The organism is Bradyrhizobium sp. Ken64, assembly GCF_055807555.1.
This window is the reverse complement of the sequence record NZ_JBVVPA010000019.1, coordinates 62,513-88,869: the sequence shown is the minus strand read 5'-3', so window position 1 is coordinate 88,869 and position 26,357 is coordinate 62,513. Positions and strand designations below refer to the sequence as shown.

Here is a 26,357-nt window from a genome sequence, read left to right as displayed (position 1 = left end):
TCGCATGTCTGAAAATTCCGAGACCAGGCCGGACCGCTATGTCCGCCCGCCGAGTGCGGAATCGCTGGGCGAAGCGCCGGGCAGGGGACGCCTCCAGGGCCGCCGGATCCTGATCGTCGGCGGTGGCCAGCGCGTGTTCGACGCCGCCACCGATCCGATCGGCAACGGCCGCGCCATGAGCATTCTCTGCGCCCGCGAGGGCGCCAAGGTCGCGGTCGCCGATCTCAACCACACTTCCGCACAGCAGACCGTCAAGCACATCACCGACGAAGGCGGCGAGGGCTTTGCCATCACGGCCGATGTCACCTCTGAATCCGACGTCCAGCGCATGATCGAGGAAGCACATCGCGCCATGGGCGGGCTCGACGGCATGGTCCTCAACATCGGCACCTTCGGCAAAGTCGGGCTCGATGCCGTCAGCCCCGAGGAGTGGAATGCGATCTACGACGTCAACGTTCGCGGCCCGATGCTGTGCTGCCGCGCAGGCCTGCCGAAATTCGACAACGGCGGCGCCATCGTCTTCATCTCCTCCATCGCCGCGCTGAAGGCCGGCTCGCAGATGGCGGTGTATGATTCCTCGAAAGCCGCGCTCGGCGGCCTCATGCGCAACATCGCCCATCTCGGATCGCGCCGCGGCATCCGCGCCAATCTGGTCTATCCCGGCCTGGTCGACACGCCGAACGGCCGCGAGGCCGGCGCCGGCCGCCCCTCGCGCGGCAAGGGCCAAATCCCGTTCGGCCGCCAGGCCACCGCCTGGGAGATCGCCTATGCCGTGCTGTTCTTCCTCTCGGACGAGAGCGTCTACGTCACCGCGCAGACGCTCGCGGTCGATAGCGGGCTGAGCGGGATGTGAGAGGGCGCCTCGCGCCTATGGCCGGGGGGCGCGCGCTTGGCAGATCAGGTGGTCCAGCGAGACGCGTCCCGGCCCGTAGGCCATGATGGCGAGCGCCATCGCCGCCCAGGTGATGTGGATCGGCCAGCCGTCAGGCACGGTCAGCTCGACGATGGCGGTCATGAACAGCAGTCCGAGCGCCGCAAACCGCGTGCCGAAGCCGAGCAGGAGAAGGATCGGAAACATGATCTCTCCGCATCCGGAGAGGAACGCCATCACGGTCGGCGCCGGATAGTGATAGGGCCCGCCCGGCAGATGCAGCATGAACTCGTCGCTGAACAACGTCACCGCGGTGTCGTTGAGCCTGAGGAAGCCTGCCCATTTGAGCATGCCGGAACGCCAGAACGGCACCGCCAGCGCGACGCGGAGCACGAGCTGAACGACCGACGGCGAGGCGATGGTCTGCACCAGATGATTGGCCTTGTCGACGAGGAGCCCGAGTGCGGGGAAGCCGCCACCCGCCTGCACGCGTTGGTCCGTGATCATCAGACGTCTCCGAAAGCGATTGAGGTGAAGGCGCCCGCCTCGATCAGGCCGGTGATGTTCGAAGCGATGTCGAAGTCGGCCGCCGTGTCCAGCGCGCGTGCAGCGGCTTCGCCGAGCGGCCGACCCGACATCAGGCTGTTCGCGAATGCGGCTCCGCCGGGCGGCAGATGCCGGACCACGACATCGAATTCGGCGCGCGTGACCAACGCATCTTCCGGTGTCGCAGCGTCGATGCGCCCGACCGGCGACGTATCGCGATTGGCTGCGAATATCGTCACCGCCGCGAATTGCGACCGCACGATTCCCGCCGCCGGGTGCGGTATGAGGACGAGGTCGCCGAGCCGCTCCGGCGCAATCGCTGCAAGCTGCGCCGGCGACAGCGGTGCGGCGTCGGAGGCGTGATAGGCATCGAGCCAGGCCCGCTCGATGCGGGCGACATCCGCGAGCCATGGCATCATCTGCGCATGTTCATATTGCGCGATGAAGGCCGGGAAGTCGCGGCCATACTCGAACAGCAGCGGTGAGATCGGCGGCGTCTGGCGAACATGGAAGCGCGCCATGGCGCGGAAGAAGTCGATGCCGGTGATGCGCTGCACCGCCGGATAGATCGCGGCGAGCGCGTCGATCAGGCTGACCGTGACGTTATTGCGGTAGACGTCGTAGCGCTTGCCGGGTGCCTTGCCGTTCGGACCAGCCACGATCTCAGGCGCAGGGCGCACCGGGTCGAGCAGCGCCGGTGCAAAGGCTGCGGCAAAGCAAACGCCAGGCTCAGGCGGCATGACGATCTCCCGTCAACCCGACCGTGCGGCAACGATCGAGGATCGCCTGGGCAGCGGCCGCTTCCGCCCGCAGGACCGGCCAATCCGGGATCTTGCTGTCCCACTCGATCAGCGTCGGCACGCCGCCGCGGCGCTGGACCACGATCTCGTACAGCTTCCACACGGCGTCCGCGACCGGGCCGTCATGGCTGTCGATCAGCAGCAGATCGCCTTCGTCGTCGGCCTGCTCGGCATGGCCGGCGAGATGGATCTCCCCGACGCGCGCCAGCGGAAAGTCCGCGAGGTAGTCGAGTGCTGAGAATCCGTGATTGGTCGCGGATACGAATACATTGTTGATATCGAGCAGCAGCCCGCAACCGGTCCGTTCGGCAACGGCGCGGATGAAATCCGTCTCACTCATCGACGATTCGCGGAAGGCGACATAGGTCGACGGGTTTTCCAGCAGCAGCGGGCGGCGGATCGCGTCCTGCACCTGATCGATGTGATCGCAGACGTTTCGGAGCGTGGCTGCGGTGTAAGGCAGCGGCAACAGATCGTTGAAGAAGCTGGTCTCATGCGTCGACCAGGCGAGATGCTCGGATACCAGCGCGGGCTGGTAACGCGCCACCAGTCCACGAAAGCGGGCCAGATGCGCCTTGTCGAGCGGCTGCGGTCCGCCGATCGACATGCACACGCCGTGCAGCGACAGCGGATGGTCGCGGCGGATCGCTTCCAGCGCGCGATGCGGCGGTCCGCCTGCGCCCATGTAGTTCTCGGCGTGGACCTCGAAGAAGCCGCGTTGCCGTTTCGCGCCCAGGATCGCCTGAAGGTGTTCCGGCTTGAAGCTGGTCCCGGCGACGCCGCTGATGGGGGCGGAATAGCGGAGGGGCACCGCAGACATGTCAGGCGCGATGGCCGTCGTCATGGTTTCTCTCCGCTCTTCCCTGTTGTCGCGGTCGCGAGGCCGCGCGTCAGACCGGCTTGAGCGAGCCCTTCTTGCCGCCCGGCAGCTCGATGCTGGTGCAGGTGCCGCCCTGGACGAATTTCCAGGCATTGCCCTGGAAGTCGGCGGTCGAGGTGCCCTGGCAGGTCGTGCCCGGTCCGGCCGCGCAATCGTTCTGGCCCTTCAGTGCGACGCCGAAGCATTTTTCCTTCTTGGCCGCGACGGCCGCATCGCCCTCGGCCTTGGTCAGCGGAGCAGCAGTGGCCAGGGTCGCGAGTGCGGTCGACATGGCGCCGGCGAGAACAAGCGTGGTCACGGCAAGTTTGGCAGACATCGAATTCTCCTTTCGAGATGGCATCGCTTGGCAAGCGAAGAGCGCATTGTCCGGTTCGTCTCGCACTCGGCTCGCGTTACTGATCGAGCAGGTCACGAGTTCGTGAGGCCGTCAGATCGGCGCACGGGTGTGCGCTTGGATCGGATTAGCGGTGACGGGTCGGTCAATCCAATGCCTAGTCTCTATCGAGACCTTAGCCGGAGAGCATTGGCGGCGGCACGCGGTGCCTGCCACAGGTAACGAATGCACGCGTGCCGCGTAGAGCGGTAACAGGAGGTGGCCAGTCGCCGCTTTGCCGGAGAACGGAAACAGCGATGAATGTCAATCCCGGACGGCACCTGCGCGAGATCGCGAAGCTGACGGTCAGCATTCGGCTCGCCGTCTCGGCGCTGGTCCTGACCGCGATCCTTTTGACCGCGGCTCTCTCCAGCCTCCTGTGGTGGCGCACGGCGGAGGCGGCGAGCCGGCAGCTCGCATCGACCATCAACGAGCAGATCGTGGCCGCCGTTCGCAAGGAGGTTGCCGCGATCGTGGACGAGGCGCGTGCCGCCCACACCGCGATCCGCACCCTGTTCCTGCAGAACGTGCTCGACACCCGCGACGCTGACAAGCGCGAATTCGTGTTCCTGTCGCAACTGCAATCGCAGGCGACGATCTCCTGGGTCGCCTTCGGCTGGCCCGACGGGTCCTTCTTCGCCGCGCACAAGCTCGGCGACCGCCGCCTGGAGATGATGGAGATCTCGTTGACCGATCATGCCGGCCAGCGCCGCATCGACGAGTACGATGTGGTGCCCGGCGACATCGAATTCGCAAATCGCCGTTTCGAGCCGACCGATTTTCGCGTCGCGGATCGCGCCTGGTTCAAGACCGGGCTGGCGGCCGGGGAGCCGGAGTGGTTCAAGGTCATGGACCATCCGACCGGCGAGCGGCCGTCGATTGCCTTTGCCGGTCCGATCGACGTCTACCAGGAGCGGCAGGGCGTCCTCGCCATCGTCATCGAGTACACCAGGCTCGCGCGCTTCCTGTCGCAGCTCGAGGTCGGGCGCACCGGAACGGCCTTCATCATCGACGGCAGTGGCGAGCTGATCGCGGCGCCCGACAAGGATGCCGACGAGCTGCACGCCGCGAAGGGCGATACGACGCTGCTACCGCTGGCGCGGATGGCACTCGTGAAGGCGGGCGAAGATGGCCGCAAGGAAGCCTGGCGAAGTCGGCTGACATCGGCTGGCGGGGCTTACGAAGTGGCGCTGACGCCGCTGCCGTTTCCCGGCTGGTCGCTGGCGACCGTGATCCCCGAGGCCGAGTTCCTCGGTCCGGTCGAGACGACGCTGCGCCGCCTGATCCTCGGCCTTGCCATCGGCGCCGTGCTCGCAGCGCTGGCCTCGGCGATGCTGGCGCGTTCCGTCATCGCCGCACCGCTGTCGCGCGTCGTCGGCGAGCTCCGCCATGTCGAAGCGTTCGCGCTGGAGCAGGTCCGCCGCCATCCGTCGCGGCTCAAGGAGATCGCGAGCCTGTCGGGCGCGATCGCCGAGATGGCGGCCGGCCTGTCGGCGTTTCGCAAATTCATCCCGGCCGATCTGGTCCGCTCGCTGTTGCGCCAGGGCGTCGAGGCAAGGCCAGGTGGCAGCATGCAGGAGCTCAGCGTGATGTTCGTCGACATCGCCGGCTTCACCGGGCTGTCCGAGCGGCTGGGCGATCGTGTCGTGCCGCTGTTGTCGCGCTATCTTGACCTCGCCTCCGAGGCCGTCGTCGCCAATGGCGGCACCATCGACAAATTCATCGGCGACGCCGTCATGGCGTTCTGGGGCGCGCCGCAGCCGCAGGCCGACCACGCGCTACGCTGCTGCCGCGCGGCGCTCGGCTGTTGCAGGGCCATCGCGGCGTCGGGCCTTGCCGACGATCTCGGTCAGCCGCTCCAGATCCGGATCGGGATCAACTCCGGCCGCATGCTGGTCGGCAATATCGGCTCCGAACTGCGCCTGAATTATACCGTGATCGGCGATGCCGTGAACGTCGCGAGCCGCCTCGAGGGCGCCAACAAATCCTACGGCACGCAAATCCTCATTGGCGAAGCGACCGAACGTCTCGCACGCAGCGCCATCATCACGCGCGAGATCGACAGCATCGCCGTGTATGGACGCGAGGAGGGGTTTGCGGTCTACGAGTTGGTCGGACTCGTCGGGGAGGGCGGCGGCGACGAGACGCTCGATTGGATCGTTCGCTATGAACAGGGCCTCGCGAACTATCGCGCGCGCCGGTTTGCGGCTGCACTTGCTGATTTTGAAGCCGTGCTGAACATGCGCGGCCGGGATCGTCCGGCTGAACTGATGCGCGATCGCTGCCGGCAGTTGGTTGAGAGCGCGCCTGATGTTGCGTGGCGGCCGGTCGCGGCACTGACGACGAAGTAGTCGCGAAGGATTGGCGTGCTGACGGACGAGAGCTGGCGACGATCCCGTCTGCATGATATGCAACTGGCACCCGCCCTCTTGCGCTCCCGGACTACCTCGAGACATGAAAATCACACTGCTGAAATCCGAAGACTACGCCCGCTCGCCCTGGAAGAACGGCGGCGGCATCTTCACCGATATTGCGGACGCCCATCGCGCTGGTTCCTTAGTGAAGGATTGGGACAGCCTGCTGTGGCGCTTCGCGGCTACGCCGATCGTGGCCCCCGGGCCGTTTTCCCATATGCCCGGCATCGACCGTTTGCAGATGGTGGTCGGCGGGCGGGGGCTGGTGCTGAAGTCGCCCACGCAGGAGTTCGACGAGCGCGAGCCGTTCACCACGGTGCGCTTCACCGGCGAGCTCGAGATCGTGACCAGGCTCGAGGAAGGGCCAGTCGAAGTCGTGAATTTGATGGGCCGGCGCGGTGCGGTCGCGCTTGAGCTCGAAGCGCTCGGGGAGCCCGTTGAGCGGCGATTGTCCGCCGGCACGCATCTCATCTACGCGGCGCGCGGCGACTGCGGCATCCGTCTCGACGGCACGGATTTTTCGATTTCGCACGAAAACACCTTGAAGGTCGAGCTGACCGGGACGTCGACGCTTGCGCTCGTCTCGGGACTGGCCGTGCTGGGCTCTATCCAGGTCGTCGGCTGAACAGCGTTCCCGCCCATCAGAGCACTGCGTACAATCCGTGCAACTGGCTAGGTTGACGCCGTCGCGCCGGAGCACGATATCTGCCCTGATGCAGACCGCCGCCCAAAGCACGATGTGGGTGGCCACGATATGAACGGGCAGATATGACCGCGCCAGACAAGAAATCCGCCACGCTGTCCGACGGAGTCGTCGATTGGCTGATCAACGGAACGCGCGACGAGCGCTTCATCGACAATATCTTTGCGGAGATGTGCATCCGGCTTCAGCAGGCCGGCATTCCGCTGGCGCGGTCGACGCTTCACGTGCTGATCCAGCACCCGCAATGGCTGGGCGCCCGTTTCATGTGGTCCGACGGCATGCGCGAGGCGGAGATTGCACGGGTCGACCATGACGTCCGCGAGCGGTCCGAATTCATCGGCAGTCCCGCCAGCGAAATGTTCGACGGCGCGACCGAGTTGCGCGAAAATCTGGAGCAAGACCCCGCGCTCGGCCGCAAGCACACGCTCTATCGCGAGATGCGCGCGCAGGGCCTCACCGACTATGTGGCCTGGCCGCTCTATCATACGCTCGGCAAGCGCCATCTCGTCACCTTCGCGACCAACCGGCCCGGCGGTTTCGACGACGCCCACGTCGCTGCCCTCAAGAACCTGTTGCCGGTGCTGGCGCTGGTCAGCGAGATCCGCATCAAGAACCGGCTGGCGCGGACGCTGCTCGAGACCTATGTCGGCTCCCACGCCGGCGAGCTCATCCTCGCCGGCGCCACGCGGCGCGGCACCGGCACGACGGTGCGCGCCGCGATCATGATCTGCGATCTGCGCGACTTCACCAGGATTTCCGACAATTGGCCGCGCGATGACGTCATCGATCTGCTCAACGATTATTTCGACGCGATGTCGGAGCCGATCGCGCGTCATGGCGGCGAGATCCTGAAATTCATCGGGGATGGCCTGCTCGCCATCTTCCCGCTGAGCGAGCCCGAGGCCTGCGCAAACCTGCTGCATGCCGTGACCGAAGCCCGGCAGGCCATGGTTGCGTTGAACGCGCGCAACGACGGCACCGGCCGCGCGCCGCTGAACTACGGCATCGGCGTCCATGTCGGCGACGTCATGTACGGCAATATCGGATCATCCACCCGGCTCGACTTCACCGTGATCGGTCCCGCCGTGAACATGGCCTCGCGGCTCGAAGCTCTGACCAAGCAATTGGGAAAGAAAGTGTTGCTGTCACGCGACTTTGCCGAGCTGGTCGAGCGAGAGTTCGAGCTGGAGCATGTCGGAAAATATGAGGTGCGCGGCTTCAGCGATCCGATCGAACTCTTTGCGTTTTGAAGATGACGGATGCCCCCGGCTAAGCCGCGGGCGAGCCTCAAGTCCTGTTGCCAACGCAGGATTGTGTGACTACGCTCGGGCGAAGCCGCCCAAGCCTTTCATCCACCGAGCCTTTCATCCACCGAGCGTTTCATCCAAGCGTGTCATCGATCGGCCGCACGTTCATGCCAAAATTCCTCCGCATCGGACTCCATCAGTCGAACGTATCGGGTTACACGTCGAAGGCGTGGTGCGTCCGGCGCGTCGGCACGGCGATCCTCCTGAAATGGGGCGCCGTGGAGGTCCAGGGCGCGGGTGACGGACGAAAGGTCTACTGGACCCGTCTGCCGCAGGAGAAGACAATTCGCTGCGGCAGCGCGCAGCGTGCCCAGGATTACGCCAAGGCCGCGATTGCGCGGCGCCGCAATCATCGTTATGAACCGCTCGTCGGCGCGATCGTGCTCCGGCGCCGAACGGCCGCGGGCAACACCGAGCTCAAGCGAGCGCTCGCCACGATCCTGATCGTCGATATCGTCGGCTCCACCGCAAAAGCCGCAAAGCTCGGCGATGCCCGCTGGACCAAGATCATGGGTCATTATTACGCGGCGGTCCGCAAGGAGCTGAAGAGCTCGCGCGGCAAGGAAGTCACGACCACGGGCGACGGCGTGCTGGCGACGTTCAAGACGCCGGCTGCCGGCATCAATTGCGCGACCGCGATCCAGAAGGCCGTGCGTACGCTCGGCCTCGAGATCAGGGTCGGCCTGCATGCCGGCGAATACACCGTGAGCGGCACCGAGGCGGTCGGCCTCGCCTTCCACATCGGCACCCGGGTCGCCGCAAAGGCGCGCGCCGGCGAAGTGCTGGTGTCGAGCGCGGTGAAGGAACTGATGACGACGCAGTCGGCGATCAGCCTGAAAGATCACGGCATGCACCGGCTCAAGGGCGTACCGGAGCGATGGCGGCTGTGGCGGGTGGAGGGCTGAGGCGGTTGCGCGTTGGCCCGCGTCGTCGTCACTCCATCATCCGGACGACGACCTTGCCCTTGGCTCGTCCCTTTTCGAGATAGGCCAGCGCCTCTTTCGCCTGTTCGAACGGGAAGACCTTGTCGATCACCGGCCGGATGCACTCCGCCTTGAGAAGCTCGCCGATCTCGGCGAGTTGCCTGCCGTCCGGGTGCACGAACATGAACGAATAGTCCGCGCCGATTTTGCCGGCGTGGCGAATGATCTTGCGGCTCAGCAATCCGAACAGCAGCACCATGAAGACATTCATGCCCCGGGCGCGCGCGAACGCGGCGTCCGGCGGCCCGATGGGCGAAGCAATCCTGCTCCCCGGTTTCAGGATCCGAAGCGATGTCTCGAGCGCGTCGCCCCTGAGCGTACCCAGCACCGCGTCGTAGTCCCGCAGCACCGCCTCGAATTGTTGGGTTTTGTAGTCGATCACCTCGTCAGCCCCGAGGCTGCGCACCAGGTCGATGTTTCCAGTGCTGGTCGTCGTCCCCACTTTTGCTCCGACATATTTCGCGAGCTGGATTGCGAACGTGCCGATCCCGCCGGCGCCCGCGGGAATGAACACCTTTTCACCGGGGTTGAGACGTATGCGTTCCCTCAGCGCTTGCCACGATGTCAGGCCGACCATCGGGATCGAGGCCGCGTGCACGAAGTCCAGATTCGGCGGCTTGAGCGCGGCGGCATCCTCCGGCACGGTCGCGAATTCGGCGAGAGCGCCGGTGCCGAGGTCGAAGATGCTGGCGAAGACGGCGTCGCCCGGCTTGAAGCGGGTCACGCGGCTTCCGACCTCGACGACGATGCCCGCGAGATCGCTGCCGAGCGTGGCCGGCAGCTGAAACTTGAGGATCGGCTTGAACGTTCCTTTCGGAATCATGTTGTCGATCGGGTTTCAAGCCCGCGGCGTGAACCTGGACCAGAATTTCGTTCGGTTTGGGCGTCGGCCGCGGGATATCGGCCAACGCGATCTGGTCCGGCTTGCCGTAGCGCTTGAAGACGAGTGCTTTCATTTTTCCTCTCGGTCCGAAGGTTCTTCGCAACGGCAAGCTTGCGGCCGGTCGCACGCCCTCAGAAAGCCCGCGCGGTGCGGACGGGCTGCGGCGCTGCCATCGCATCGAGTCGCAAATCCTTTCGGATCCCGGCATCCACCAGGGCTGCGGGCGCAAACCGGCGTAGCAATCGCAGGCGCTTCGCAAGGCTGCCGGCCGCGTATTTGAGTTGCGGGCGCGCCGCGCTCGCGGCCTTCAGCACGGTCTCGGCCACCACGCCGGGCTGTTCGGCCGTCGCCATCACCTCGTTCACGCGCCTGGTCACGCCGGCGCGCGCCTCGCGATATTCCTCGAGCGTGGCGTCGGGCTCCATGAAGTTCGCGTCGAACGGCGTCTTGGTGTAGGCGGGCTCGACCACGGAGACCCGGATGCCCCGCGTGCGCAATTCATGGTCGAGCGATTCCGAATAGCCTGCCACCGCGTGCTTGGTCGCGGCATAGAGCGCGCCGTAAGGCATCGGCAGAAAGCCGAGCACCGAGCCGATGTTGATGATGCGGCCGCTTCCATTGCGCCGCATGTGCGGCACCACGGCGCGCGTCATCCGGATCAGTCCGAAGAAGTTCGTCTCGAAAATCGCGCGCGCCTGCTCCATCGAGCTCTCTTCCGCACCGGCAGGGGCAACGCCGAAGCCGGCGTTGTTGACGAGCAGATCGATGCGGCCCTCGCGCCGGATCAACTCGCCGACGGCGGCTTCCACCGATGCGTCGCTGGTGACGTCAAGGGCCAGCATCTCGAGGGCCTGCTTGCCCGCCTGTGCGCCCCGCCTGCTGGTGCCGAACACCTTGTAGCCGGTGTTGGCGAGCCGCTCCGCCGTGGCCTGGCCGATGCCTGAGGAGGCGCCGGTCACCAGCGCGATCTTCGGTGTAATCCTGTTCATAATGCCTCTCCGACGCCGCCACCGGGCTGAAAATAGTTTGATCACGATCGTAACTATTGATATACATGACGATCGTAATTATAAAAGTCAAGCCCCGCCTCCAAGGATCGGTCTCATGCGCGTCTCAAAGGAACAGGCCGCCAAAAATCGCGAGCATATTCTCGAGACCGCCTCGCGCCTGCTGCGGGAGCGCGGCATCGCCGGCGTCGGTGTCGACGCACTCGCCGAGGCGGCCGGGATGACGCACGGCAGCCTGTACAGCCAGTTTGGCTCCAAGGAGCGGCTGGTCGAGGAAGCCGTGGCCTATGCGATCAAGGCCAAAGGGGAGGAATTGCCCGAGGTGTTCGCGCTCGAGGACTATGTTTCGCAGTATCTCTCGCCGGGGCATCGCGACGATCCCGCTAGCGGATGCCCCTTCGCTGCGCTCGCCTGTGAGGTGTCACGTCAAGGCAGCGGCCTGAGGGCGCGCTTCACCGCCGGCGTACGCGGCGTCATCGGCTTGCTGAGCAGCCGGATGGCTTCCACGCTGAAGCCACGCCAGCGCGAGGACAAGGCGCTTGCGGCGGCCGCCGCCATGGTGGGAGCCCTCGTGCTCGCCCGCGCCGTGGACGATCCCAAGCTGTCGGACGATATTCTTCGCGCGACGAGGAATTCGCTGGCGGGGTGAGGACGCGTCTCGGCGGGACGCCAAAAGTCCGGAACAAAATTCCGGTGACGACGTTCGATGTCGCGGACAGCCAATGGCAATGGCTGCCGATCTTCGACATCGACATACTTTCGAACGCGCATGGATGATGACAGCGATCTGGTGCTCGGCATGTTGGCCCTGGCCGTCGCTGCTCTCCTGTTGGTGGCGGGCGAGCTCTATCTCGTGACGCGGCCGGAGCCGCCGCAAACTCACGCGCCGGCCCCACCGGTCGCAACATCGTCGGCCGAAACCATTTTTTGTCATGTCGATTTTGGAGCGTAAGCAGACAGACTCGAAGAGGTGGGCAATGGGAAGCACTGCAACTGTTCCGATGCTGTCGCCCGAGGGCGGATTGACACATTACCTGGCGGAAATTCGCAAGTTTCCGATGCTGCGGCCCGACCAGGAAATGGCCTACGCCAAGCGATGGCGCGAGCACGGCGACCGCGAGGCAGCCTATCATCTCGTCACAAGCCATCTGCGGCTCGTTGCCAGGATTGCGATGGGATATCGCGGCTACGGCCTGCCGGTTGCGGACATCATTTCCGAAGGAAACGTCGGCCTGATGCACGCCGTCAAGCGCTTCGAGCCGGAGCGCGGCTTTCGGCTTGCGACCTACGCGATGTGGTGGATCAAGGCGTCGATCCAGGAATACATCCTGCGGTCCTGGTCGCTGGTCAAGATTGCCAATAGCGGGGCGCAGAAGAAGCTGTTCTTCAAGCTTCGCAGGACCAAGGCGGAAATCTCCGCCCTCGAGGATGGTGATCTCCGCCCCGAGCACGCCAGCGAGATTGCGCGGCGGCTCGGCGTGCAGGAGAACGACGTGATCGAGATGAACCGGCGCCTCGGCGGCGACCTGTCGCTCAATACTTTGGTGCGCGACGCCGACGGCGGCGAAGTCCAGGACTGGCTCGTCGACCCCGCGTCCAGTCCAGAAGCCGAATACGCCGAGCAGGAAGAAACCAGACGGAGGCGTGAAGCCCTTGCCGGCGCGCTGGCCGTCCTCAAGCCGCGCGAGCGCGACATTCTCGAGGCGCGCTGGCTCTCCGAGCCGCCGCTGAGACTCGAGCAGCTCGCGGCACGGTATGGCGTTTCACGCGAGCGGGTGCGGCAGATCGAAATGCGCGCGTTCGAAAAGGTTCGGGCTGCCATCGGGGGACGCTTGTCAGCCGCCTCTCGAAACCAAATCGCCGCCTCCTAATTCTTTTGGCAACCCCGACCGAAACATCGAGCACAAGCAGGTACCTGACGAGCTGATCGTCCGGGCTTTGCAGCGCCGGTGCGTGGCCCTCGCTGCGCGCCGACCTGCGCCAATCGACCATCAAGACAGGAGATAAGGAGAAACGACAATGGCACTACGCGATCTGATTCCGTGGAACAACAGCTCACGCAATATGGCCGTTCAGCGCGGCGACGCCGGCAACCCGCTGCTTGCGCTTCACCGGGAGATGAACCGGCTGTTCGACGACGCCTTCCGCAGCTTTGATCTCAGTCCGTTCGGCTCCTCGACCGCAATGGGCTGGCCGAACGTCGAACTCGACGAGAGCGACAAGGAGGTCAAGGTTGTCGCCGAGCTTCCCGGGCTCGAACAGAAGGACGTCAACGTCGAGCTTGCAAACGGCGTGCTGACGATCAGTGGCGAGAAGAAGAGCGAAACCGAAGACAAGGAGCGTCTCTTCAGCGAGCGTTACTATGGCCGTTTCGAGCGACGCATCCCGGTCGATGACGTCGACCAGGACAAGGTCGCCGCTTCCTTCAACAACGGCGTTCTCACCGTCACCCTGCCGAAGTCACCGGCCGCACAACAGAAGGTGAAGCGCATCGCGATCAACGGCAAGTAAGCGTGAAGCGGGCGGGAGCCAGCGCTCTCGCCCGCGTCCTGCCGCGGCCGCATTCGCGTCGGTCCGTTTGCTGCAAAATTTTCCGGAACGCTCGGAAACTTCAATTCCGGTCTGGCGTTTTGCGGTCGGTTTCCAAGTTCTGGGAGTCGCACATGAAGAAACTTGCTTTAGTCCTGACGATGATCTCGGCCCTGTTCGTGGCGGCGGCCTCGCCGGCGGAAGCCCATGGTTGGCGCGGCGGCTGGCACGGCCATTGGGGCGGCCCCGGTATCGGCTTCGGTCTTGTTGCCGGTGCGCTCGCGGCTGGGCTCGCGGCCGATTCCTATTATGGCCCGCGCTACTATGGCCCGCCCTACGGCTATTATGGACCGCGCGTCGTGCGGCGGGCCTATTATGTGCCTTACGCCTATGCTCCGCCGCCCTATTGGGATCCCTGGTGGTGACGAGACAAGGCCCGGACCATGGTCCGGGCCTTTCGCGTGAGGGCAATCGGTCGATCGTTCGCGGCGCGGCTATTTGCGGTTCGCTCCCGTGGAGCCGGAACCCGGCATGGCCTGCTGGCCTCCTTGCGTTTGCCTGGTGTCGTTGTCGCCCGGCCGCGTCGTCGACGATTTGGCCGGTGCGTTCGCGCCGCCGCCATTGTTGTCCGATGACGTGTTGAGGCTGGAGGCCCCCGCTCCCGTCGCGCCGCCGGTGCCAGAGGAGTCGATGCTCGACCCGGTCCTGGACGCACCCGCGCCGCCTTGCGCGAATGCGGCAGGGGGAAATGCGAGAGCCGCGACCAGCCCCGCGAGAACCAGCTTTTTCATGTCCGCTCCTTTGCTTGACGTCGTCACATGCCGTGCCGAGGCAAAGATCTCGGCACGCACCTGTTCCTGCGCGGGAGCGGAAATCCCGCGAGCGCGACCATTAAGTCATCCCGAATTCACCCCGTGCGGAGCGAACCGTTCCTGCGCTTGCGGCGTCAACTCGTAGCGGTCGCCGGCTTTCACCAGCCAGCCCGCCTCGATCATGCGTCGCGTCATGCCCGCGCTGCACAGCGGGTGGCTGCCGCCGGGATGAAACAGCGCGCCCTCGCGTTCGATCAGGTAGCCGTAGAGCCGCGCCTGTCGAAGCGGGTTTTGCATCCCTGGTGTGGGCGCCTCCATGGTCTTTCGCGCAGTCCTCCGTCAGGCGGCCCCGGCCTGTGGCCCGGGGGCGGGGCTTCGAGCCGAGGCCGCCATTGCCGGCATCGCAAGGACCCGGCGCGGCCTAATACGCAATGGCCCAAAGCCGTTCCTATCGGCGTTGCTGTTTCCGGATGGGTGGCGGCAAGGCGAAGCGCCTAGGCCGACCAACGATCCTGCTCTTCCCGGTGGGCATGCTCGTTCAGCCGTTCGGCGATCTGGTCCGCGATCGTGTCCGACTCGGCCGAGGCGACCGGCTCGCCCTTGTGGGTCCTGAGCTTGTCCTTGTCGGCTTCGATGGGAAAATCGTCGGGCTTCAGTCCGGGATCCCTTGTCATGGCGCGCCTCATTGTGTCTCGCATCCGGAAAAGACAGCAACGCGCCTTGCCGCAGGAAGTGCCAATCGAGGATGTCGGATGCAGTGCACGTCAGTCGCGAGCCTGCGCATCCCCGAGATGGCCCGCTTGCGGGACGGCGAAATTGATCACAACCACAGCTTGCGTTAACGCCGGAAAACCTTCAGTATGCATCTTAGCTCAGGATCGATCTCAAGTTGAACGATGCCGTCGCGTCACGGCGTCATCGTCCCGGCATCGCCCGACATCCGCGCTTCACCCTGGAAACCTCATGACCCGCATCGACGCAGTCGACTGCAACGCGACCATTGCAATCATCGGCGCGGGCCCGGCGGGCCTGTCGATCGCATGGTTCCTGTCGAAGAACGGGTTTCACAACGTCACGGTGCTGGAGAAACTCGGCCAGATCGGCGGACTCTGCAAGAGTCTCACCGTCGACGGCATGAGCTATGACCTCGGTGCCAATTACGTCACCTGGGCCTACCAGGAGACGCTGGAGATCGCGGAGGAGGTCGGCGCCACCACCTATGCCGAGGAGCCCTATACTTCGATCGATATCGCGCCTGACGGCAACAGCTTCAAGTACCGATCGCTCATGGAGGCCGTGCTCTACGACCCCTACACCAAGTCCACGATCTCGTTGTGGACCTTCCTCTGGGCGGCGGTTCGATATCTCTATGTCCGCTGGCAGCTGAGCGGCGTCATCGACGCGCCTGACTATCTCGACAAGATCCACGAGCGCCCCGAGCTTTGCGTCGACTTCAAGTCCTGGCTTGCAAAACAGGATCTGATGCCGCTCGCCACCCTGTTCCAGTTTCCGATCACGATCATGGGCTACGGCCAGCTCGACGACATCGCGACGCCCTATGCGCTACGCTACATGTCCGTCCGGACGTTCTTTCCGATGGTGTTCGGCCACGGCCCGGTCAACTGGATCATCGGGAGCTGGCCGCGGCGCTTCACCGACGGGTTTCAGCGGCTGTGGGAGCGGGTGTCCTGGCGCCTCAACGTCCGCCTCAACGTCAACATCACCAGGATCGAGCGCTCGGCGGCCGGTGTCCGGATCGACATGGAGTATCCCGAGCAGGATCTGAACGACCTCAAGATCGTCAAGGACAGCAAGCTCTCTGATTATCTGGTGCTCGCCTGTCCGCTGACGAAGGATGTGTTCGCGCAGCTCGGCCTTGCTGCCAATGCCGCGGAGCAGAACGTGAATCGCGAGATCACGTTCAATCCGTACTGCATGACGACGTTCTGGATCGACATGAAGATGGATGCGCCGGTCGCGCCGGTGCTGCCGCTCACCGAACAGGGCACGCCATGGGCGGTCGCGCGGCAGTTCCAGGACAGCGGCAACATGTTCACCCAGTTCTACACGCGCCCCAGGGACAAGCAGACCGGCGACGAGGTCATCGCGGAGGTCAAGCGCCTGACCAAACTGCTCGGCGGCACGATCGACACCAGCCAGCCGCGCTGGCACACGTTCGACGAGTTCACCTACTTCCAGCACTTTACGCCGGACCAGATCAAGACCGGCATCTACGCCGACCTCGCCCGCATGCAGGGCGAAGACCGCACGTTCTACGTCGGCGGCGCCACCGACTTCGAACTGGTCGAGCCGATCGTCGTGCATTCGAAATACATCGTCGAGAAGCACTTTGCCGGCGGCGTCCGCGCGAATTAGCGTGGCGGGGCGGTCATCACCTCATCATCACCGCACGCCCGTGCCCTTGCAGCGCTGGCACTTCACCACCTTGTCGCCCTTCTTGAGCAGGCCTTTGCCCTCGCAGTTCTTGCACTTCTGCTTCTTCTTGATGTTCGGGCCTTTTTCACTGGTCATGGATGGCTCCTGCCGCGAAAGAGCGGACTGGTGCTTGGTATAGGCCGGACTCGGGGAGGGCGGTAGGCCCCTATTTTGCGCCCGAGAAAACATCCGCTGCGTAGACGACCTTGCCGCCCACGACCGTCAGCAGGGACGCCGTGGCGCCAATTTGCTCGACGGGGACGGACATGAAATCCCGATCGAGAATCGCAAAGTCGGCGAGCTTGCCGGCCTCCAGCGTGCCGCGCCGCGTCTCGTCGAAGCAGAACCACGCGCTTCCCACGGTGTAGAGGCGCAAGGCATCTTCGCGGCTGGGTGTTTCGTCCGGGCCGCGCGTCGACAGCCCGCCGACGGTCTTGCCGTCGAGCATCCATTGCAGCGCCACGAACGGATTGTAGGATGCGACCCGATGCGCATCCGTGCCGGCCCCGACATGGACCCCCTTGCGCAGCGCCGTGACGATGGGCGGCATGCTGCGCGCGGCTTCGCCGGCCTGCGCCACGATACGGTCGCCTCCGAGATACATCGCGTCCTGCATGGTCCAGCCGACACCGAGGGCTTTCATGCGCGCCAGCGTCTCTGGCGAGGTGTTGTCGAGATGGGCGATGGACCAGCGCAACGGCGCGAGCGGCGTCTCCTTGTTGACCTCGTCATAGAGGTCCAGCAGGTGATGGACGGATTTGTCTTCCTGCCAGTGGATGGTGACTGTCAGCCCTTGTTGGGCCGCCCAGCGGATGATCTCGCGGAACTTGTCCTTGGCGGCCGCGTCGGGCGCATTGTTGTTGTACATGGCGCCGGTGATCCGCTCGCCCAGTCCGTTGAACCGCAGCATGTCGTCGCCGAATCCCATCGGCAGGAACGGCGTGAGAGACTTGTACTCCTCGAATTCCGCGCCGACATTCTGGGCGAACAGGCTGAAGGCAACCCGAACCGAAAGCGATTTCTCACGCCAGAGCTTTTGCAAGGCGGCGTAATGGCTGGGATAAATGCTGAAGCCGCCGGGATCCACGATCCCGGTCACGCCAAGACGATTGAGCTCCGTGAAGAACTGCCGGGTCCCGGCGACATTCTCCTCAAAATTCGGCCTCGGCAGCCGATCGAACAGCGCGGAGATACTGACAATGGAGCCGTTGAGCCAGCCCGTGGTGTCGCCCGCTGCGGCTGTGATACCGGCCGGCAACTGATCCGCGGACATCCCGAGGGCTTGCTGCGCTTTTGGCGTCATCAGCACCGCCGAATAGAACAGCTGGATGTAAGCCGGATTGTCAGGAACGGCCGCCATCACCTCGGCGAGCGTCGGCCGCCGCTTCTCCGTAAATTGCAATTCGCTCCAGCCACCGGCCACGATGATCCAGGACGCCGGCCGCGCTTGCGCCGCCTGGCGCAAGCGTTCCATGGCCTCGGGGATAGTCTTTGCGCCGATCCAGTTGACCTCGGTTGCGTAGGTGAGGCCGGCGCGCACGGCGTGAATATGGGAATCGATCAATCCCGGAATGATTGTGCGTCCACCCGCGTCGACACGGCGCGTCGCGGTCCCGATCAGGCCTTCCACGGCCTCGTTGCCGCCAATCGCGACGATCTTGCCGTCGCGGACTGCGAGAGCCTGCGCGATCGTCGATGCGGGATCCAGCGTCACGAGCTTTGCGTTCGTGACAATGAGGTCGGCCTTTTGTGCGTAAGCCAAACTGGCCCAGCACGAGATCACCAAAATCGCCAGAAGCTTTCGCATCATCAGTCCCGAAATGAGAGAGGCCGAAGCCGCGCCACACATCCGCCGCTGGATGCGCGCGCGGACACCGCGCGTCGCAACTGGGAGTATCGTGATCCCGACCATGTCTGGCTGCAACAAAATCGGCCGGTCCACCGGAAACTTCAAGCCAGCTTCGCTACGAAATGCAAATGGTCTCTGTTCGTGCCCGTAAATCAATTCGACCATCACTCTATTTCGCATGAACGATCCCGGCGTACTCCGTGGATCACGGATAACCGCTGTGAGGTTGTTAACGCTCACCTAAAAGTGCCAACCAATCATTTACTATTCCGAGTTGCGTGATACCGTCGCCCAACGCGGGGGGCGAACGTGGAAAGATCAAGTAAACGATATCTGGATTTTGAAAAACTCGTCGCAGATATTTTTCGTGCGGAGGGTTTCGACGTAGCCGAAAACTATCGGCTTCAATATGGAAGCACCGTGTACGAGGTTGATCTTCTGCTGGTGTCGAAAACTCAAGCGACTGCTGTTGTAGAAGTTAAGCTATTCCGTAGTTTGTCGCTGCCAACCGACATACTATTGCAGGTCGCCGCAAAAATTGAGCATGGCTCTCTAAACATCGTTTGATCCGCTTACAAACCCAGGCCCATTTTGATTGAAAATGCGCCGGACTTTTCGTCGTAGCTAATTATCGCCGGCATAGGAGCGCGAGTTGTCTGGGCGCTCCACGGCGCGTTTGGAGTTGAATAGCAGGGCTCGGTGCTTGTTGGTCGGTATCTACCGTCACCAGGGGCGTGCTTGGACTTGGCTTGGGATGCCCCTCAGACTTGTTGCAGGTCTCCACCATATACCTCTATCAACATTCCAAAGGAACCGATCATGCTAAATCATTTGCGATGCGCTTTAGCTTCCGGACAGCGTCGTCCAGTTCGCTCAGCGCCTTCGGATCATCGTTTGCCTTTATTGCCCGTTCGACTTCGTCGAGTTCTCTCCGAATGACTTTCATCAGCAGCGCTGGCGGCATCCATAGCGAATTCTCCCCACTGGATCATCGAGTGCAATTTCTTCCGTTCGCAATTCCAGTATCCAAGCGCAACCGGAGAGCGAGTGCAATAGGTTAGTCGTATCGCGGTGCATAGCCCGCCCGACGACCAGCTGATAGTTCGTCTAGGATAGCCTCGATCTGAAATATAAAAGCGCACCGAGAATGGGCAGCCGCTCACGTAGTCACGCCATGTCGCGTGCCAAGAAAAGGAGGCGCTAAGCCAGCCCGACATCGCTGGTGCGGCGTTGAAGGCAAGACAGGAGCACTTGCTCGCTCGCCTCGAGAGGATCAAGCGAAATTCAGACCGGGGCGAAAGCGGCGATCACCAAAACGACGTAAAATGGAGTGCTGAAATCATATCGTTAAATCTGGATCTCGGAAAACCGTCGATTTAGGAGTTCCTTGTGGGGCCACTTTGAAAGCGACTCGGCTATCCCGTTGATATTCCACGAGCCCGCGTTTTGAAAACGACTCGGTTTTTACTTTAAGAACGACTCGATCGCCCCGTTTTTCGCTTTGAAAACGACTCGATCGCGTAAGTGGCTGCGCCAAAGGGCTATTTCGAACGAAAATTCTCGGCGGTTTCGTGCCCTATGGCCTCGATCTTGGCTAACTCATCGCGATCGAAGAGGCGGCCAAACCACTGCCTCGTATATTGCGTAAAATCGGGGGTATGGAAGAATCCATCGCGGCCAGCCTTGTCGATGTGATCCCAGCGAGCCTGGTAGCCGGACCGTCTTAGGCGCTCCAAGCCGTCAAGGAATCGCGGTGTCTCGGCCTCCTTAAAGTTCACTCGGTAGTGCAAAAAGGTTCCGGTTTGGTTTTCCGAAAGAACGCCAAAGATGTTGCCTAGTCTCAGCTTGAGGAGAGCACCGATCCTCGCGAGCTCCATGACGCCTAAGTTTTCGGGCATCCGGTCGGCTATGACGGAATAGGCTCTTTCGCGGAGGGGCTCGCTTTCAACGATGGCCACTCCGTCTGTCAGGCTCTCCCAAATCGGATCAGCTTCGGGGCACCGTTCGCCCTTCCAGTATTTGTGGGCCCAATCCAGAGTGGTGGGTTGGGTTTGAATGGCGAACACGATCCAATTGGAGTCGAAACGGTAGTGGAGTTTTCGGCCGCCGCGGATTTCGATGGGGGAAAGGTTTTCCGCTCGGAAATGGCTCCTAGGGCTCGTGGCCCATGAGCAGGCGCGCTCGGCCGATAAGATGTCTGGAAAGTAGAAGAGGCCGAATAGTCTAGAAACGCGATCTGGGTAAAACACAGCGCGGGTGATCTCTAATTGGAACTCTAGCGTGAGCCTCTTGCCGTTGAGAGATCGGAGCATGTCACCGAATAGGACGCTTACTGCTTCAGGGCCTTCGCGGGATGGGGAGATGAGCGCTCCTCGATACGCGGCCCACGCACAGAGAGGGTTGCGGATGTTTAGGAAAATGTGGGCCTTCTCGGTCGGAATCGTCATGGCTTTGGGTGCTGTGCGTGGGATTCGCGCATATCGCCGGAAGCCATTAAAACCAGGCGCGAGAGTTCGACCGAGAGCTCTCGATTTAATGCCTTCGCCTGGCTTGTCAGATGCTGGAGTTCTTCAATCGAGCGGAATTTAGGCTCTTCTGTGCCTCCAACCCCGCCGGCGCCAATCCTTCCAAAAAAGTCGGAGCTCCAGGGGCCATGGGCGGTGACGTTCCGGTAAAGGATTAGGTTCTTGGTGGCAGTCTCCCAATTCGCCCATGCTGCCAAGTCTTGGTTGTCGAACAGGCCGCTCTTTCTAATGCGAGCGCCCATCAGTTCGACCAGATTGTGGAGGGCCGGCCTTTTTTTCTCTTCGGTGAATCCGGGGACGCCAGGGAAGGTACCGGCAAAGATGCGAATGCCGAGCTCCAGCCTAGAGAACGCCATCACGAACAGTCCGATCGCAGTGGCATGAGCTATCTCCCTAGCGGCTAATTCTTCGGCACTCGGTATCTGCCGAAAGGCGGCAGCATAGGAGACGGCCGCGTGATGCAGTGCTGATAAAGCTTCAGTGGCCGCGGCAGCCGTTTCTCTGGCGGTGGTGATTTCTTCTTTCGTCTCGGGACTGGCGAGAACGCGTTGGGTTGCGCGGGCGGCTCTCGATGCCGCCTCGATCAGGTCGGAAATTGTGTGAAGGCTCGTAGGTTTTGGATCGTCGGGCATCGGTACTAAATTTGTTGGACTGTGCGACTAGAATCCGAAGGCGCGGCAAAAGGCAACGTCTGCCTTATCGGATCGGTGTCTGCTAGGATGGGGGATTGATGGGTCAGAATTTTGCGGATGGCTAATGACTGGTAGGATTTCCGTCGGAGCAGGGGAAGCGCCTGGAGCCAAAGGTACGGATTGGACGGCCGGCCAAGTCGCTCGCACAGGAGCGGGCGGGTGCGACGGCCAATAAGGCGGATCTGTACAGGCGGCTGGAGCTGGAGGTTGGTCGATCGGTGAAGTCGATCGAATGGAAGCTCCGCAACGTATTCGGCGGCCATCGAACTCGGGATCGCCTGGTTTCATGGCCTGCTGCCCGCCCACAATTACCAAGGACGCCTTGGTCAATCCTCTTCAGGGCGGCAATCAAGGGCCGGTTGCTCTCCGTGTTCCCGCCCTCAAGTCGCCCTGACTTCACAGGGCGCCCCGGTCGTCTGGCGCGTCGTCGGAGAAAACGAACGGTAGAGCGAAATAGTAGGTCACATCAGACATCTGTTCGTCCTGGCGTTCGCGAGCCCCGGGAAACCGTCCCTGGGCGTAGCCGGTCGACACCTTCGAGCGGAGCTCGTCCAGACTGGCTCTCCATAAACTGGTTCGCGACCAGCAGGACCTTCACGGTTTCCCGGGTGTCGCCGCCGCACGCCGCGATCACTTGGTCGGCGGCGGCATCGAATTAGGCCGCTCCCGGCGGCCGACTGACCCGGACCGCCGTGCCATACCAGCAGGTTTGGTCGGCGCCATTTTCTGGGTTGTCAGCCGCTTGCCACGGAGTGTGCGCGCAAACGGATGGATTTGCTTTTCTGAGAGGCAGAGCACAACAGGTGAAGAAGGGGCAATTGTCGTGGGCGGCTTGTGCAGTCGCTGCGATCCCGTCATGTCTTCGATGAAGCCCGACGTAGTGGAATAGGCAGTGAAGTACCCTTAAACTCTCTTCTACGTCTTCAGGTAAGGAGGAGAGCATGATGTCGCGTTGGAGCAGGGCTTCATCGCCGTTATTCATCTGAAGAATCGCGCAGACTGGAAGCGAGCCAACCACTTGACCTATCGACTGACGCTGCGCGGCGATTGCGCCGATAATCTCAAACTCGAAGAACGGGTCTGCAAGGCGCTCGCGGAAACATTCTCGCATGGCGACGACGATCCTGCGCACCGCGCGCGCGACTATGCCTTGGCTCGCGGAATCGGCTTCCAGTCGTCCGAGTAGGCGGTCGATGTCCTGGAATCTCTCATGTAAGCTGTTCGAAACCGCTGTTCTCACCGTCGGCATAGGTTGCTCGCCTCTGGCAATCGCGTCGTTGGCAATCTGGAGCAGTTCCAGCAGCGCGGACGGCGCATCCGAGTCTTGCAGGGCACCCATTGCGCAGGCGACCACGACCTCTTCCTCGATCCCCGGTGCTACGAAGCTCGCTAAGATAGTGACGGCCTCATAGGGGAAGAGAGGTGGCTTGTCGGTTGGTCCGGCCGCAGAAATGGCCTGCACAAGTCGCTTCTCCAAAAGCCATGCAGCACACTCGAGTATCTCGACGGTGCCGATCCGCATCACGATGTTTTCGGATGCGCCACTTGCGCCCCAGCGGTCGCATCGCATTCGAGCGCGTGGAGACCTCCAGAAGGATCCTCCGCTTCTTGCGCTACTCGGACAGCTGTGATTGTGACCGATGTCGGGCGGATTGACGTCTTCGGTATCACCAATCGGCGTGCGGCGCGCAACCAAGTCAGCAGTGACTTGAGTTCGGCATTGGAGCTCTCTCCTCCGCTGAAGCCATCAGCCCGGATCGTCTGGCGGAAATGCTCCCACAGCTGTAGCGAATGCCCAAACCCAGCGAGGCCACTAACAGTGCTGAGATTGTGCAGGAAATGGAGGAATTCGTGAAAGAAATAGCCGTATGCGGAGGCGCTCGGAAAGTGATCTAGGGATGCGTCCTCGTGGAATACTTTGAGGGGCGGGTGAAGCCGAATGAACATCGATTGAGGCAGGTAGTCTGCTATCGGGTTTCTCAGTGTCATTTCTCGCTCCGCAGCGCCCACGTTCAGTATCCACGATTCTTGCCCGCTGCCATCGGCCTGGCTTCGAAGGCAACGCTCCCGCCCGAGTCGTCGTTAAGACGCGAGTAGGCATCTTTCAGTGGCTCGGCTCGGCCTCCGCCGACGATCCGATCGATCATCGTGGCCGAGAGCACGTTCCATTTCTCTCCGATCCAGATCACGTTGGTAGACTTTAGCCGATGTTCGACCATTTCCATGATGGACCGGTCGGGATTGAGCACGTAGATCGGGCCGGCGTAGTTGCTAAACCGCTCGACGAAAAGCCGGAGACTTTCGTGGTCGTCATGCTGCAGGCCGTTGGTCGGATCCAGCGAGGCGAAGCTGTAACCGCAGATCGCGACGAAATCCGGCTCGAAGCTCCACATCGGGCTTAGTCGCGCCACGAGCTCGCGGTGACCGGATTGTCCGAAAGTCGGCTCGGGGACGCACAGGAGTAGGTCGTCAAAGTTAATGTCGAACCCGAAGTCGCGGACCTTGCCGAGCAGATCGGCCACCTCTGGCGCTCCCAGATAGGTCTTCACCGTGCCGTGTACCGGCACAACCTGATGATGAGCGCCGCAGATGTCGCCGGCAATGCCGTCGAGATTGTAGTTCAGCAGTACCGTGGCCGGGAAGAGTTCGAAGATGCCATAGTTGCGGTATCTCAGGTCGTTCTTGATCTGCTTCAGCCTGGCCTTCCCGAGTTCGTGGACAAGATGCAGGCTCGACACGCCGTTCGGCATGTGCGCAAGCACAGCCTTCGCCATCTCCATGTCGAACCAGCGATCGCCGCGACGCGCCAACAGGCTAGGCATCGCAGCCTCGATCGCCCGGCGAGTCAACAGGTCCTGCTTGGTCCGTAACGCCGAAAGGAAAGCCCATTTGTCGAGGAAGTCTAGCGGCGGAGCGGCCATGAAGTGCAATCCGAACGGCACGATGCCGGCCGAAGCGCCGGCGCCCAGTAAAAACAGGCCTCTGCTGTGCCTGAAACGCCAAAGGAGCTCTTCAAGCGGGATGTTTTTTCGGCCGTGCACCGGATTGCCCCTGCACCAGGCGGCGGCCATCGCCGCCCGGACCACCCAGATGAGCATTGCCATCCGGATGGTCAAGGAAGACCGCGGGAGCGGAGGTGATCTGGTTACCGACGGCGGAAATTCATGTCTCGGTGACGAAGTCGAAAAATTCGATGCTTGCGTTCGCGCTCTGCTGCACGTTCATGTAGGCCGCAGCCACTCGTCGGCGGATCGCTGGCTACTTCATCGGCTTCCTCGATCGGAGATCGGTGGGGTACGCAGGCATCGGACGACGCGATGAAGCCGGATTAGACCCCCCTCAGTTTTTTTCGGGTGGCAAAATCGACGAAAAATCGAGGAGAAATTCCGTAAGCGTATCAGCGAGATCTGAGATCGAGTCGTTGTCAAAACGGAATCGAGTCGTTTTCAAAGTGTCCGCATAAATTTATGTGGGGCCACTTTGAAAACGACTCGGCTATCTCGTTGATATTCCTGAACCCTGCATTTTGAAAACGACTCGGTTTTCGCTTTAAGAACGACTCGATCACCGTTGCTTTCGTTTTGAAAACGACTCGGTCCCGCAAGTCATTAAAGATGCTGGAGGAATTGACGCGGTTTTTCTGCGAGCCGGCCGCTTTGAGGAGGCTCGCAGGCCAGTTTACCTCGGCACCCGCGTCGGCCCGGGCGTGAGATCGTTCTCCACCTTCCGGATGTCGCCGAGAACCTTGTTCAGCCTGTATCCGGCGTCGATATGCGATGGATTGGAATCTGAGAAGTCCTCTCGAGTCGCGATTAGGAGAAGGCCTGGTCCCAGCGGCTCTGCCTCGATGCCCGCAGGAAGTTCAACGGATGGACTTCCTTCGACGTAGGACATCCAGCCGCCTGCGGGGCAGACGAATTCGGTATTGGGCGGCGCCGACAGCATCCACCGATGGGTTTTTACGTCGAGCGAAGACGGCTCCATGGTCTCCACGACCGCTAGGACGATTCGCTTGACGCAAGCGAACGACACCAGCGAGATGGAGCCAGGAACGTCGGACAACGAAATCTCTACGTGGTTAAAGGCCGAGATCCCATCGTCCAATGCACCGATCGTACGGGAGAAGGATGCGGCCGGCCCTTCCATAGCGCCGTTCCAGGCCCCGACCGAAAAACCTCGGGCTGGCCACGGTTCGTGGGGATGATCCTTGAAGCTTTGTCCACCCCTCACGAACGCCTCAAGGGCCTTGCCGGTCGCGGGTACCGTACTAATCGGCGAGCGCGAGGGCCGGCTGGAAGTTTGCCTGTACCATGCTCCCAAGGAGGGATTTATCTTCGCGAGCGAAGACAAAAGTGCGGACAAACGCTCTGCCGCCTCGATCGACGTCTCTGGACGATGTCGCCACTGGCCGCGAATTATGAATCTCGTCTGCGTCATTTTTTCCAAAGGGGTGGATCGTAAACGACCTTGATCATCTTCATGGTAGGCGACTGGCTGAAAAGGAGAGCGTAGTATTCGCTCGCCAACTTTTCCGCGAAATGCCATTCCAGCTTCCAATTGTGTTTGATCGCAATGATGGATTGATCCTCGGCTTGTTTCAATAGGCGTCGTTTTCCTTGATAGAAATCCGGCGGCTCTCCCGCCGCAAGCCAATGTTCGAATTCCTCTCCTTTCGCCTCCAGCAACGTCCCGTCGGCTTCTCGGCAGCCGTCGAACTCGGTGCCGTCTATGAAATATGCCAAGTCCG

At 62.4% G+C, this 26,357-nt stretch carries 30 protein-coding genes and 1 pseudogene; 12 read left to right on the top strand and 19 right to left on the bottom strand.

What is annotated here, in order from left to right; translation table 11 throughout:
- Window positions 1–4: 4 nt before the first annotated feature.
- Window positions 5–853 (top strand): SDR family NAD(P)-dependent oxidoreductase, encoded by an 849-nt coding sequence (locus AC0L2F_RS27330; protein WP_473250541.1) that lies wholly within the window; start codon window positions 5–7, stop codon window positions 851–853.
- A gap of 15 nt (window positions 854–868) precedes the next feature.
- On the opposite strand, the gene AC0L2F_RS27325 is transcribed toward AC0L2F_RS27330, so the two are convergent.
- From AC0L2F_RS27325 to AC0L2F_RS27310, 4 genes are read right to left on the bottom strand one after another with little or no spacing between them, the layout of a single operon-like run.
- The gene (locus tag AC0L2F_RS27325; protein WP_063993753.1) at window positions 869–1,378 is read right to left on the bottom strand and encodes a DoxX family protein; all 510 of its coding nucleotides are present in this window, start codon (window positions 1,376–1,378) and stop codon (window positions 869–871) included.
- Window positions 1,378–2,157, bottom strand: coding sequence for an HvfC/BufC N-terminal domain-containing protein (locus tag AC0L2F_RS27320; protein ID WP_473250540.1), 780 nt, complete (start codon window positions 2,155–2,157; stop codon window positions 1,378–1,380). The genes AC0L2F_RS27325 and AC0L2F_RS27320 overlap by 1 nt, the downstream gene beginning before the upstream one ends.
- Window positions 2,147–3,061, bottom strand: a complete 915-nt coding sequence (bufB, locus tag AC0L2F_RS27315) for an MNIO family bufferin maturase (RefSeq protein WP_473250539.1) — start codon at window positions 3,059–3,061, stop codon at window positions 2,147–2,149. The genes AC0L2F_RS27320 and bufB overlap by 11 nt, the downstream gene beginning before the upstream one ends.
- 46 nt (window positions 3,062–3,107) lie before the next feature.
- A complete protein-coding gene (locus AC0L2F_RS27310) occupies window positions 3,108–3,413 on the bottom strand; it encodes a BufA1 family periplasmic bufferin-type metallophore (protein ID WP_007600627.1) in 306 nt (101 codons plus the stop codon).
- Between the two features lie 314 nt (window positions 3,414–3,727).
- Here AC0L2F_RS27310 and AC0L2F_RS27305 point away from each other — a divergent pair, with 314 nt between their 5' ends.
- The 4 genes from AC0L2F_RS27305 to AC0L2F_RS27290 all read left to right on the top strand — a co-directional run bounded on the left by AC0L2F_RS27305 (window position 3,728) and on the right by AC0L2F_RS27290 (window position 8,799).
- Window positions 3,728–5,821: an adenylate/guanylate cyclase domain-containing protein gene (locus AC0L2F_RS27305; protein WP_473250538.1), complete on the top strand. Its 2,094-nt coding sequence runs from the start codon at window positions 3,728–3,730 to the stop codon at window positions 5,819–5,821.
- A gap of 103 nt (window positions 5,822–5,924) precedes the next feature.
- A complete protein-coding gene (locus AC0L2F_RS27300) occupies window positions 5,925–6,509 on the top strand; it encodes a HutD/Ves family protein (RefSeq protein WP_473250537.1) in 585 nt (194 codons plus the stop codon).
- A gap of 143 nt (window positions 6,510–6,652) precedes the next feature.
- Window positions 6,653–7,837, top strand: coding sequence for an adenylate/guanylate cyclase domain-containing protein (locus AC0L2F_RS27295; RefSeq protein ID WP_473250536.1), 1,185 nt, complete (start codon window positions 6,653–6,655; stop codon window positions 7,835–7,837).
- A gap of 164 nt (window positions 7,838–8,001) precedes the next feature.
- Complete coding sequence (locus AC0L2F_RS27290; protein WP_473250535.1) at window positions 8,002–8,799, top strand: adenylate/guanylate cyclase domain-containing protein; 798 nt, start codon at window positions 8,002–8,004, stop codon at window positions 8,797–8,799.
- 28 nt (window positions 8,800–8,827) lie between these two features.
- Here AC0L2F_RS27290 and AC0L2F_RS27285 read toward each other — a convergent pair.
- Both AC0L2F_RS27285 and AC0L2F_RS27280 read right to left on the bottom strand, forming a co-directional pair.
- Window positions 8,828–9,833 (bottom strand): annotated as a pseudogene (locus tag AC0L2F_RS27285) (NADP-dependent oxidoreductase).
- Window positions 9,834–9,891: 58 nt separating this feature from the next.
- Window positions 9,892–10,749 (bottom strand): oxidoreductase, encoded by an 858-nt coding sequence (locus AC0L2F_RS27280; protein ID WP_473250534.1) that lies wholly within the window; start codon window positions 10,747–10,749, stop codon window positions 9,892–9,894.
- A gap of 115 nt (window positions 10,750–10,864) precedes the next feature.
- Between AC0L2F_RS27280 and AC0L2F_RS27275 the strand changes: the two genes are divergently transcribed.
- The 5 genes from AC0L2F_RS27275 to AC0L2F_RS27255 all read left to right on the top strand — a co-directional run bounded on the left by AC0L2F_RS27275 (window position 10,865) and on the right by AC0L2F_RS27255 (window position 13,721).
- Entirely contained in the window at window positions 10,865–11,416 is a 552-nt protein-coding gene (locus AC0L2F_RS27275; RefSeq protein WP_473250533.1) for a TetR/AcrR family transcriptional regulator, read from the top strand.
- 120 nt (window positions 11,417–11,536) lie between these two features.
- Entirely contained in the window at window positions 11,537–11,719 is a 183-nt protein-coding gene (locus tag AC0L2F_RS27270; RefSeq protein WP_473250532.1) for a hypothetical protein, read from the top strand.
- 25 nt (window positions 11,720–11,744) lie between these two features.
- Window positions 11,745–12,638 carry an RNA polymerase sigma factor RpoH gene (rpoH, locus tag AC0L2F_RS27265; protein WP_473250531.1) on the top strand — a complete coding sequence of 298 codons (894 nt, stop codon included), beginning with the start codon at window positions 11,745–11,747 and terminating at the stop codon, window positions 12,636–12,638.
- 148 nt (window positions 12,639–12,786) lie between these two features.
- On the top strand, window positions 12,787–13,278 hold the full coding sequence (locus tag AC0L2F_RS27260; RefSeq protein ID WP_473250530.1) for an Hsp20/alpha crystallin family protein: 492 nt from the start codon (window positions 12,787–12,789) through the stop codon (window positions 13,276–13,278).
- Between the two features lie 152 nt (window positions 13,279–13,430).
- Window positions 13,431–13,721 carry a hypothetical protein gene (locus tag AC0L2F_RS27255; protein WP_473250529.1) on the top strand — a complete coding sequence of 97 codons (291 nt, stop codon included), beginning with the start codon at window positions 13,431–13,433 and terminating at the stop codon, window positions 13,719–13,721.
- Between the two features lie 69 nt (window positions 13,722–13,790).
- On the opposite strand, the gene AC0L2F_RS27250 is transcribed toward AC0L2F_RS27255, so the two are convergent.
- The 3 genes from AC0L2F_RS27250 to AC0L2F_RS27240 form a co-directional block, all read right to left on the bottom strand.
- Window positions 13,791–14,087, bottom strand: coding sequence for a hypothetical protein (locus AC0L2F_RS27250; RefSeq protein ID WP_473250528.1), 297 nt, complete (start codon window positions 14,085–14,087; stop codon window positions 13,791–13,793).
- 105 nt (window positions 14,088–14,192) lie between these two features.
- Window positions 14,193–14,426, bottom strand: coding sequence for a hypothetical protein (locus AC0L2F_RS27245; protein WP_473250527.1), 234 nt, complete (start codon window positions 14,424–14,426; stop codon window positions 14,193–14,195).
- 176 nt (window positions 14,427–14,602) lie between these two features.
- Window positions 14,603–14,782 (bottom strand): hypothetical protein, encoded by a 180-nt coding sequence (locus tag AC0L2F_RS27240; RefSeq protein ID WP_473250526.1) that lies wholly within the window; start codon window positions 14,780–14,782, stop codon window positions 14,603–14,605.
- Window positions 14,783–15,071: 289 nt separating this feature from the next.
- Between AC0L2F_RS27240 and AC0L2F_RS27235 the strand changes: the two genes are divergently transcribed.
- Window positions 15,072–16,484, top strand: coding sequence for an FAD-dependent oxidoreductase (locus AC0L2F_RS27235; protein WP_473250525.1), 1,413 nt, complete (start codon window positions 15,072–15,074; stop codon window positions 16,482–16,484).
- Window positions 16,485–16,511: 27 nt separating this feature from the next.
- Here the strand turns inward: AC0L2F_RS27235 and AC0L2F_RS27230 are convergent, their stop codons facing one another.
- Window positions 16,512–16,640 carry a hypothetical protein gene (locus AC0L2F_RS27230; protein ID WP_007600646.1) on the bottom strand — a complete coding sequence of 43 codons (129 nt, stop codon included), beginning with the start codon at window positions 16,638–16,640 and terminating at the stop codon, window positions 16,512–16,514.
- A gap of 70 nt (window positions 16,641–16,710) precedes the next feature.
- Window positions 16,711–18,354 (bottom strand): amidohydrolase, encoded by a 1,644-nt coding sequence (locus AC0L2F_RS27225; RefSeq protein WP_473250524.1) that lies wholly within the window; start codon window positions 18,352–18,354, stop codon window positions 16,711–16,713.
- A gap of 348 nt (window positions 18,355–18,702) precedes the next feature.
- On the opposite strand from AC0L2F_RS27225, the gene AC0L2F_RS27220 reads away from it, so the two are divergent.
- Window positions 18,703–18,960 carry a nuclease-related domain-containing protein gene (locus tag AC0L2F_RS27220; protein WP_473250523.1) on the top strand — a complete coding sequence of 86 codons (258 nt, stop codon included), beginning with the start codon at window positions 18,703–18,705 and terminating at the stop codon, window positions 18,958–18,960.
- Window positions 18,961–19,210: 250 nt separating this feature from the next.
- Here the strand turns inward: AC0L2F_RS27220 and AC0L2F_RS27215 are convergent, their stop codons facing one another.
- From AC0L2F_RS27215 to AC0L2F_RS27180, 8 genes are all read right to left on the bottom strand, one after another.
- Window positions 19,211–19,357, bottom strand: coding sequence for a hypothetical protein (locus tag AC0L2F_RS27215; protein WP_473250522.1), 147 nt, complete (start codon window positions 19,355–19,357; stop codon window positions 19,211–19,213).
- Between the two features lie 577 nt (window positions 19,358–19,934).
- A complete protein-coding gene (locus tag AC0L2F_RS27210) occupies window positions 19,935–20,840 on the bottom strand; it encodes a hypothetical protein (RefSeq protein WP_473250521.1) in 906 nt (301 codons plus the stop codon).
- Complete coding sequence (locus AC0L2F_RS27205) at window positions 20,837–21,550, bottom strand: hypothetical protein (protein ID WP_473250520.1); 714 nt, start codon at window positions 21,548–21,550, stop codon at window positions 20,837–20,839. The genes AC0L2F_RS27210 and AC0L2F_RS27205 overlap by 4 nt, the downstream gene beginning before the upstream one ends.
- 715 nt (window positions 21,551–22,265) lie before the next feature.
- Window positions 22,266–23,132, bottom strand: coding sequence for a hypothetical protein (locus AC0L2F_RS27200; RefSeq protein ID WP_473250519.1), 867 nt, complete (start codon window positions 23,130–23,132; stop codon window positions 22,266–22,268).
- Window positions 23,132–23,599: a hypothetical protein gene (locus AC0L2F_RS27195; protein ID WP_473250518.1), complete on the bottom strand. Its 468-nt coding sequence runs from the start codon at window positions 23,597–23,599 to the stop codon at window positions 23,132–23,134. Before AC0L2F_RS27195 ends, AC0L2F_RS27200 begins: the two co-directional genes overlap by 1 nt.
- Before the next feature lie 23 nt (window positions 23,600–23,622).
- Window positions 23,623–24,714: a hypothetical protein gene (locus AC0L2F_RS27190; RefSeq protein ID WP_473250517.1), complete on the bottom strand. Its 1,092-nt coding sequence runs from the start codon at window positions 24,712–24,714 to the stop codon at window positions 23,623–23,625.
- A 574-nt stretch (window positions 24,715–25,288) separates the two neighbouring features.
- On the bottom strand, window positions 25,289–26,047 hold the full coding sequence (locus AC0L2F_RS27185) for an Imm52 family immunity protein (protein WP_473250516.1): 759 nt from the start codon (window positions 26,045–26,047) through the stop codon (window positions 25,289–25,291).
- Complete coding sequence (locus AC0L2F_RS27180; RefSeq protein WP_473250515.1) at window positions 26,044–26,352, bottom strand: Tox-REase-5 domain-containing protein; 309 nt, start codon at window positions 26,350–26,352, stop codon at window positions 26,044–26,046. Before AC0L2F_RS27180 ends, AC0L2F_RS27185 begins: the two co-directional genes overlap by 4 nt.
- Window positions 26,353–26,357: the final 5 nt, after the last annotated feature.

Bases quoted from the DNA above. Each gene is read 5' to 3' on its own strand.
- AC0L2F_RS27270 (WP_473250532.1), top strand. From the start codon at position 11,537: ATGGATGATGACAGCGATCTGGTGCTCGGCATGTTGGCCCTGGCCGTC.
- AC0L2F_RS27330 (WP_473250541.1), top strand. From the start codon at position 5: ATGTCTGAAAATTCCGAGACCAGGCCGGACCGCTATGTCCGCCCGCCG.
- AC0L2F_RS27195 (WP_473250518.1), bottom strand. From the start codon at position 23,599: ATGACACTGAGAAACCCGATAGCAGACTACCTGCCTCAATCGATGTTC.
- AC0L2F_RS27225 (WP_473250524.1), bottom strand. From the start codon at position 18,354: ATGATGCGAAAGCTTCTGGCGATTTTGGTGATCTCGTGCTGGGCCAGT.
- AC0L2F_RS27210 (WP_473250521.1), bottom strand. From the start codon at position 20,840: ATGACGATTCCGACCGAGAAGGCCCACATTTTCCTAAACATCCGCAAC.
- AC0L2F_RS27275 (WP_473250533.1), top strand. From the start codon at position 10,865: ATGCGCGTCTCAAAGGAACAGGCCGCCAAAAATCGCGAGCATATTCTC.
- AC0L2F_RS27290 (WP_473250535.1), top strand. From the start codon at position 8,002: ATGCCAAAATTCCTCCGCATCGGACTCCATCAGTCGAACGTATCGGGT.
- AC0L2F_RS27305 (WP_473250538.1), top strand. From the start codon at position 3,728: ATGAATGTCAATCCCGGACGGCACCTGCGCGAGATCGCGAAGCTGACG.
- AC0L2F_RS27185 (WP_473250516.1), bottom strand. From the start codon at position 26,047: ATGACGCAGACGAGATTCATAATTCGCGGCCAGTGGCGACATCGTCCA.
- AC0L2F_RS27310 (WP_007600627.1), bottom strand. From the start codon at position 3,413: ATGTCTGCCAAACTTGCCGTGACCACGCTTGTTCTCGCCGGCGCCATG.
- AC0L2F_RS27255 (WP_473250529.1), top strand. From the start codon at position 13,431: ATGAAGAAACTTGCTTTAGTCCTGACGATGATCTCGGCCCTGTTCGTG.
- AC0L2F_RS27260 (WP_473250530.1), top strand. From the start codon at position 12,787: ATGGCACTACGCGATCTGATTCCGTGGAACAACAGCTCACGCAATATG.
- AC0L2F_RS27235 (WP_473250525.1), top strand. From the start codon at position 15,072: ATGACCCGCATCGACGCAGTCGACTGCAACGCGACCATTGCAATCATC.
- AC0L2F_RS27295 (WP_473250536.1), top strand. From the start codon at position 6,653: ATGACCGCGCCAGACAAGAAATCCGCCACGCTGTCCGACGGAGTCGTC.
- AC0L2F_RS27320 (WP_473250540.1), bottom strand. From the start codon at position 2,157: ATGCCGCCTGAGCCTGGCGTTTGCTTTGCCGCAGCCTTTGCACCGGCG.
- AC0L2F_RS27200 (WP_473250519.1), bottom strand. From the start codon at position 23,132: ATGCGGATCGGCACCGTCGAGATACTCGAGTGTGCTGCATGGCTTTTG.
- AC0L2F_RS27245 (WP_473250527.1), bottom strand. From the start codon at position 14,426: ATGGAGGCGCCCACACCAGGGATGCAAAACCCGCTTCGACAGGCGCGG.
- bufB (WP_473250539.1), bottom strand. From the start codon at position 3,061: ATGACGACGGCCATCGCGCCTGACATGTCTGCGGTGCCCCTCCGCTAT.
- AC0L2F_RS27205 (WP_473250520.1), bottom strand. From the start codon at position 21,550: ATGCCCGACGATCCAAAACCTACGAGCCTTCACACAATTTCCGACCTG.
- AC0L2F_RS27300 (WP_473250537.1), top strand. From the start codon at position 5,925: ATGAAAATCACACTGCTGAAATCCGAAGACTACGCCCGCTCGCCCTGG.
- AC0L2F_RS27280 (WP_473250534.1), bottom strand. From the start codon at position 10,749: ATGAACAGGATTACACCGAAGATCGCGCTGGTGACCGGCGCCTCCTCA.
- rpoH (WP_473250531.1), top strand. From the start codon at position 11,745: ATGGGAAGCACTGCAACTGTTCCGATGCTGTCGCCCGAGGGCGGATTG.
- AC0L2F_RS27215 (WP_473250522.1), bottom strand. From the start codon at position 19,357: ATGCCGCCAGCGCTGCTGATGAAAGTCATTCGGAGAGAACTCGACGAA.
- AC0L2F_RS27325 (WP_063993753.1), bottom strand. From the start codon at position 1,378: ATGATCACGGACCAACGCGTGCAGGCGGGTGGCGGCTTCCCCGCACTC.
- AC0L2F_RS27240 (WP_473250526.1), bottom strand. From the start codon at position 14,782: ATGACAAGGGATCCCGGACTGAAGCCCGACGATTTTCCCATCGAAGCC.
- AC0L2F_RS27230 (WP_007600646.1), bottom strand. From the start codon at position 16,640: ATGACCAGTGAAAAAGGCCCGAACATCAAGAAGAAGCAGAAGTGCAAG.
- AC0L2F_RS27190 (WP_473250517.1), bottom strand. From the start codon at position 24,714: ATGGCAATGCTCATCTGGGTGGTCCGGGCGGCGATGGCCGCCGCCTGG.
- AC0L2F_RS27250 (WP_473250528.1), bottom strand. From the start codon at position 14,087: ATGAAAAAGCTGGTTCTCGCGGGGCTGGTCGCGGCTCTCGCATTTCCC.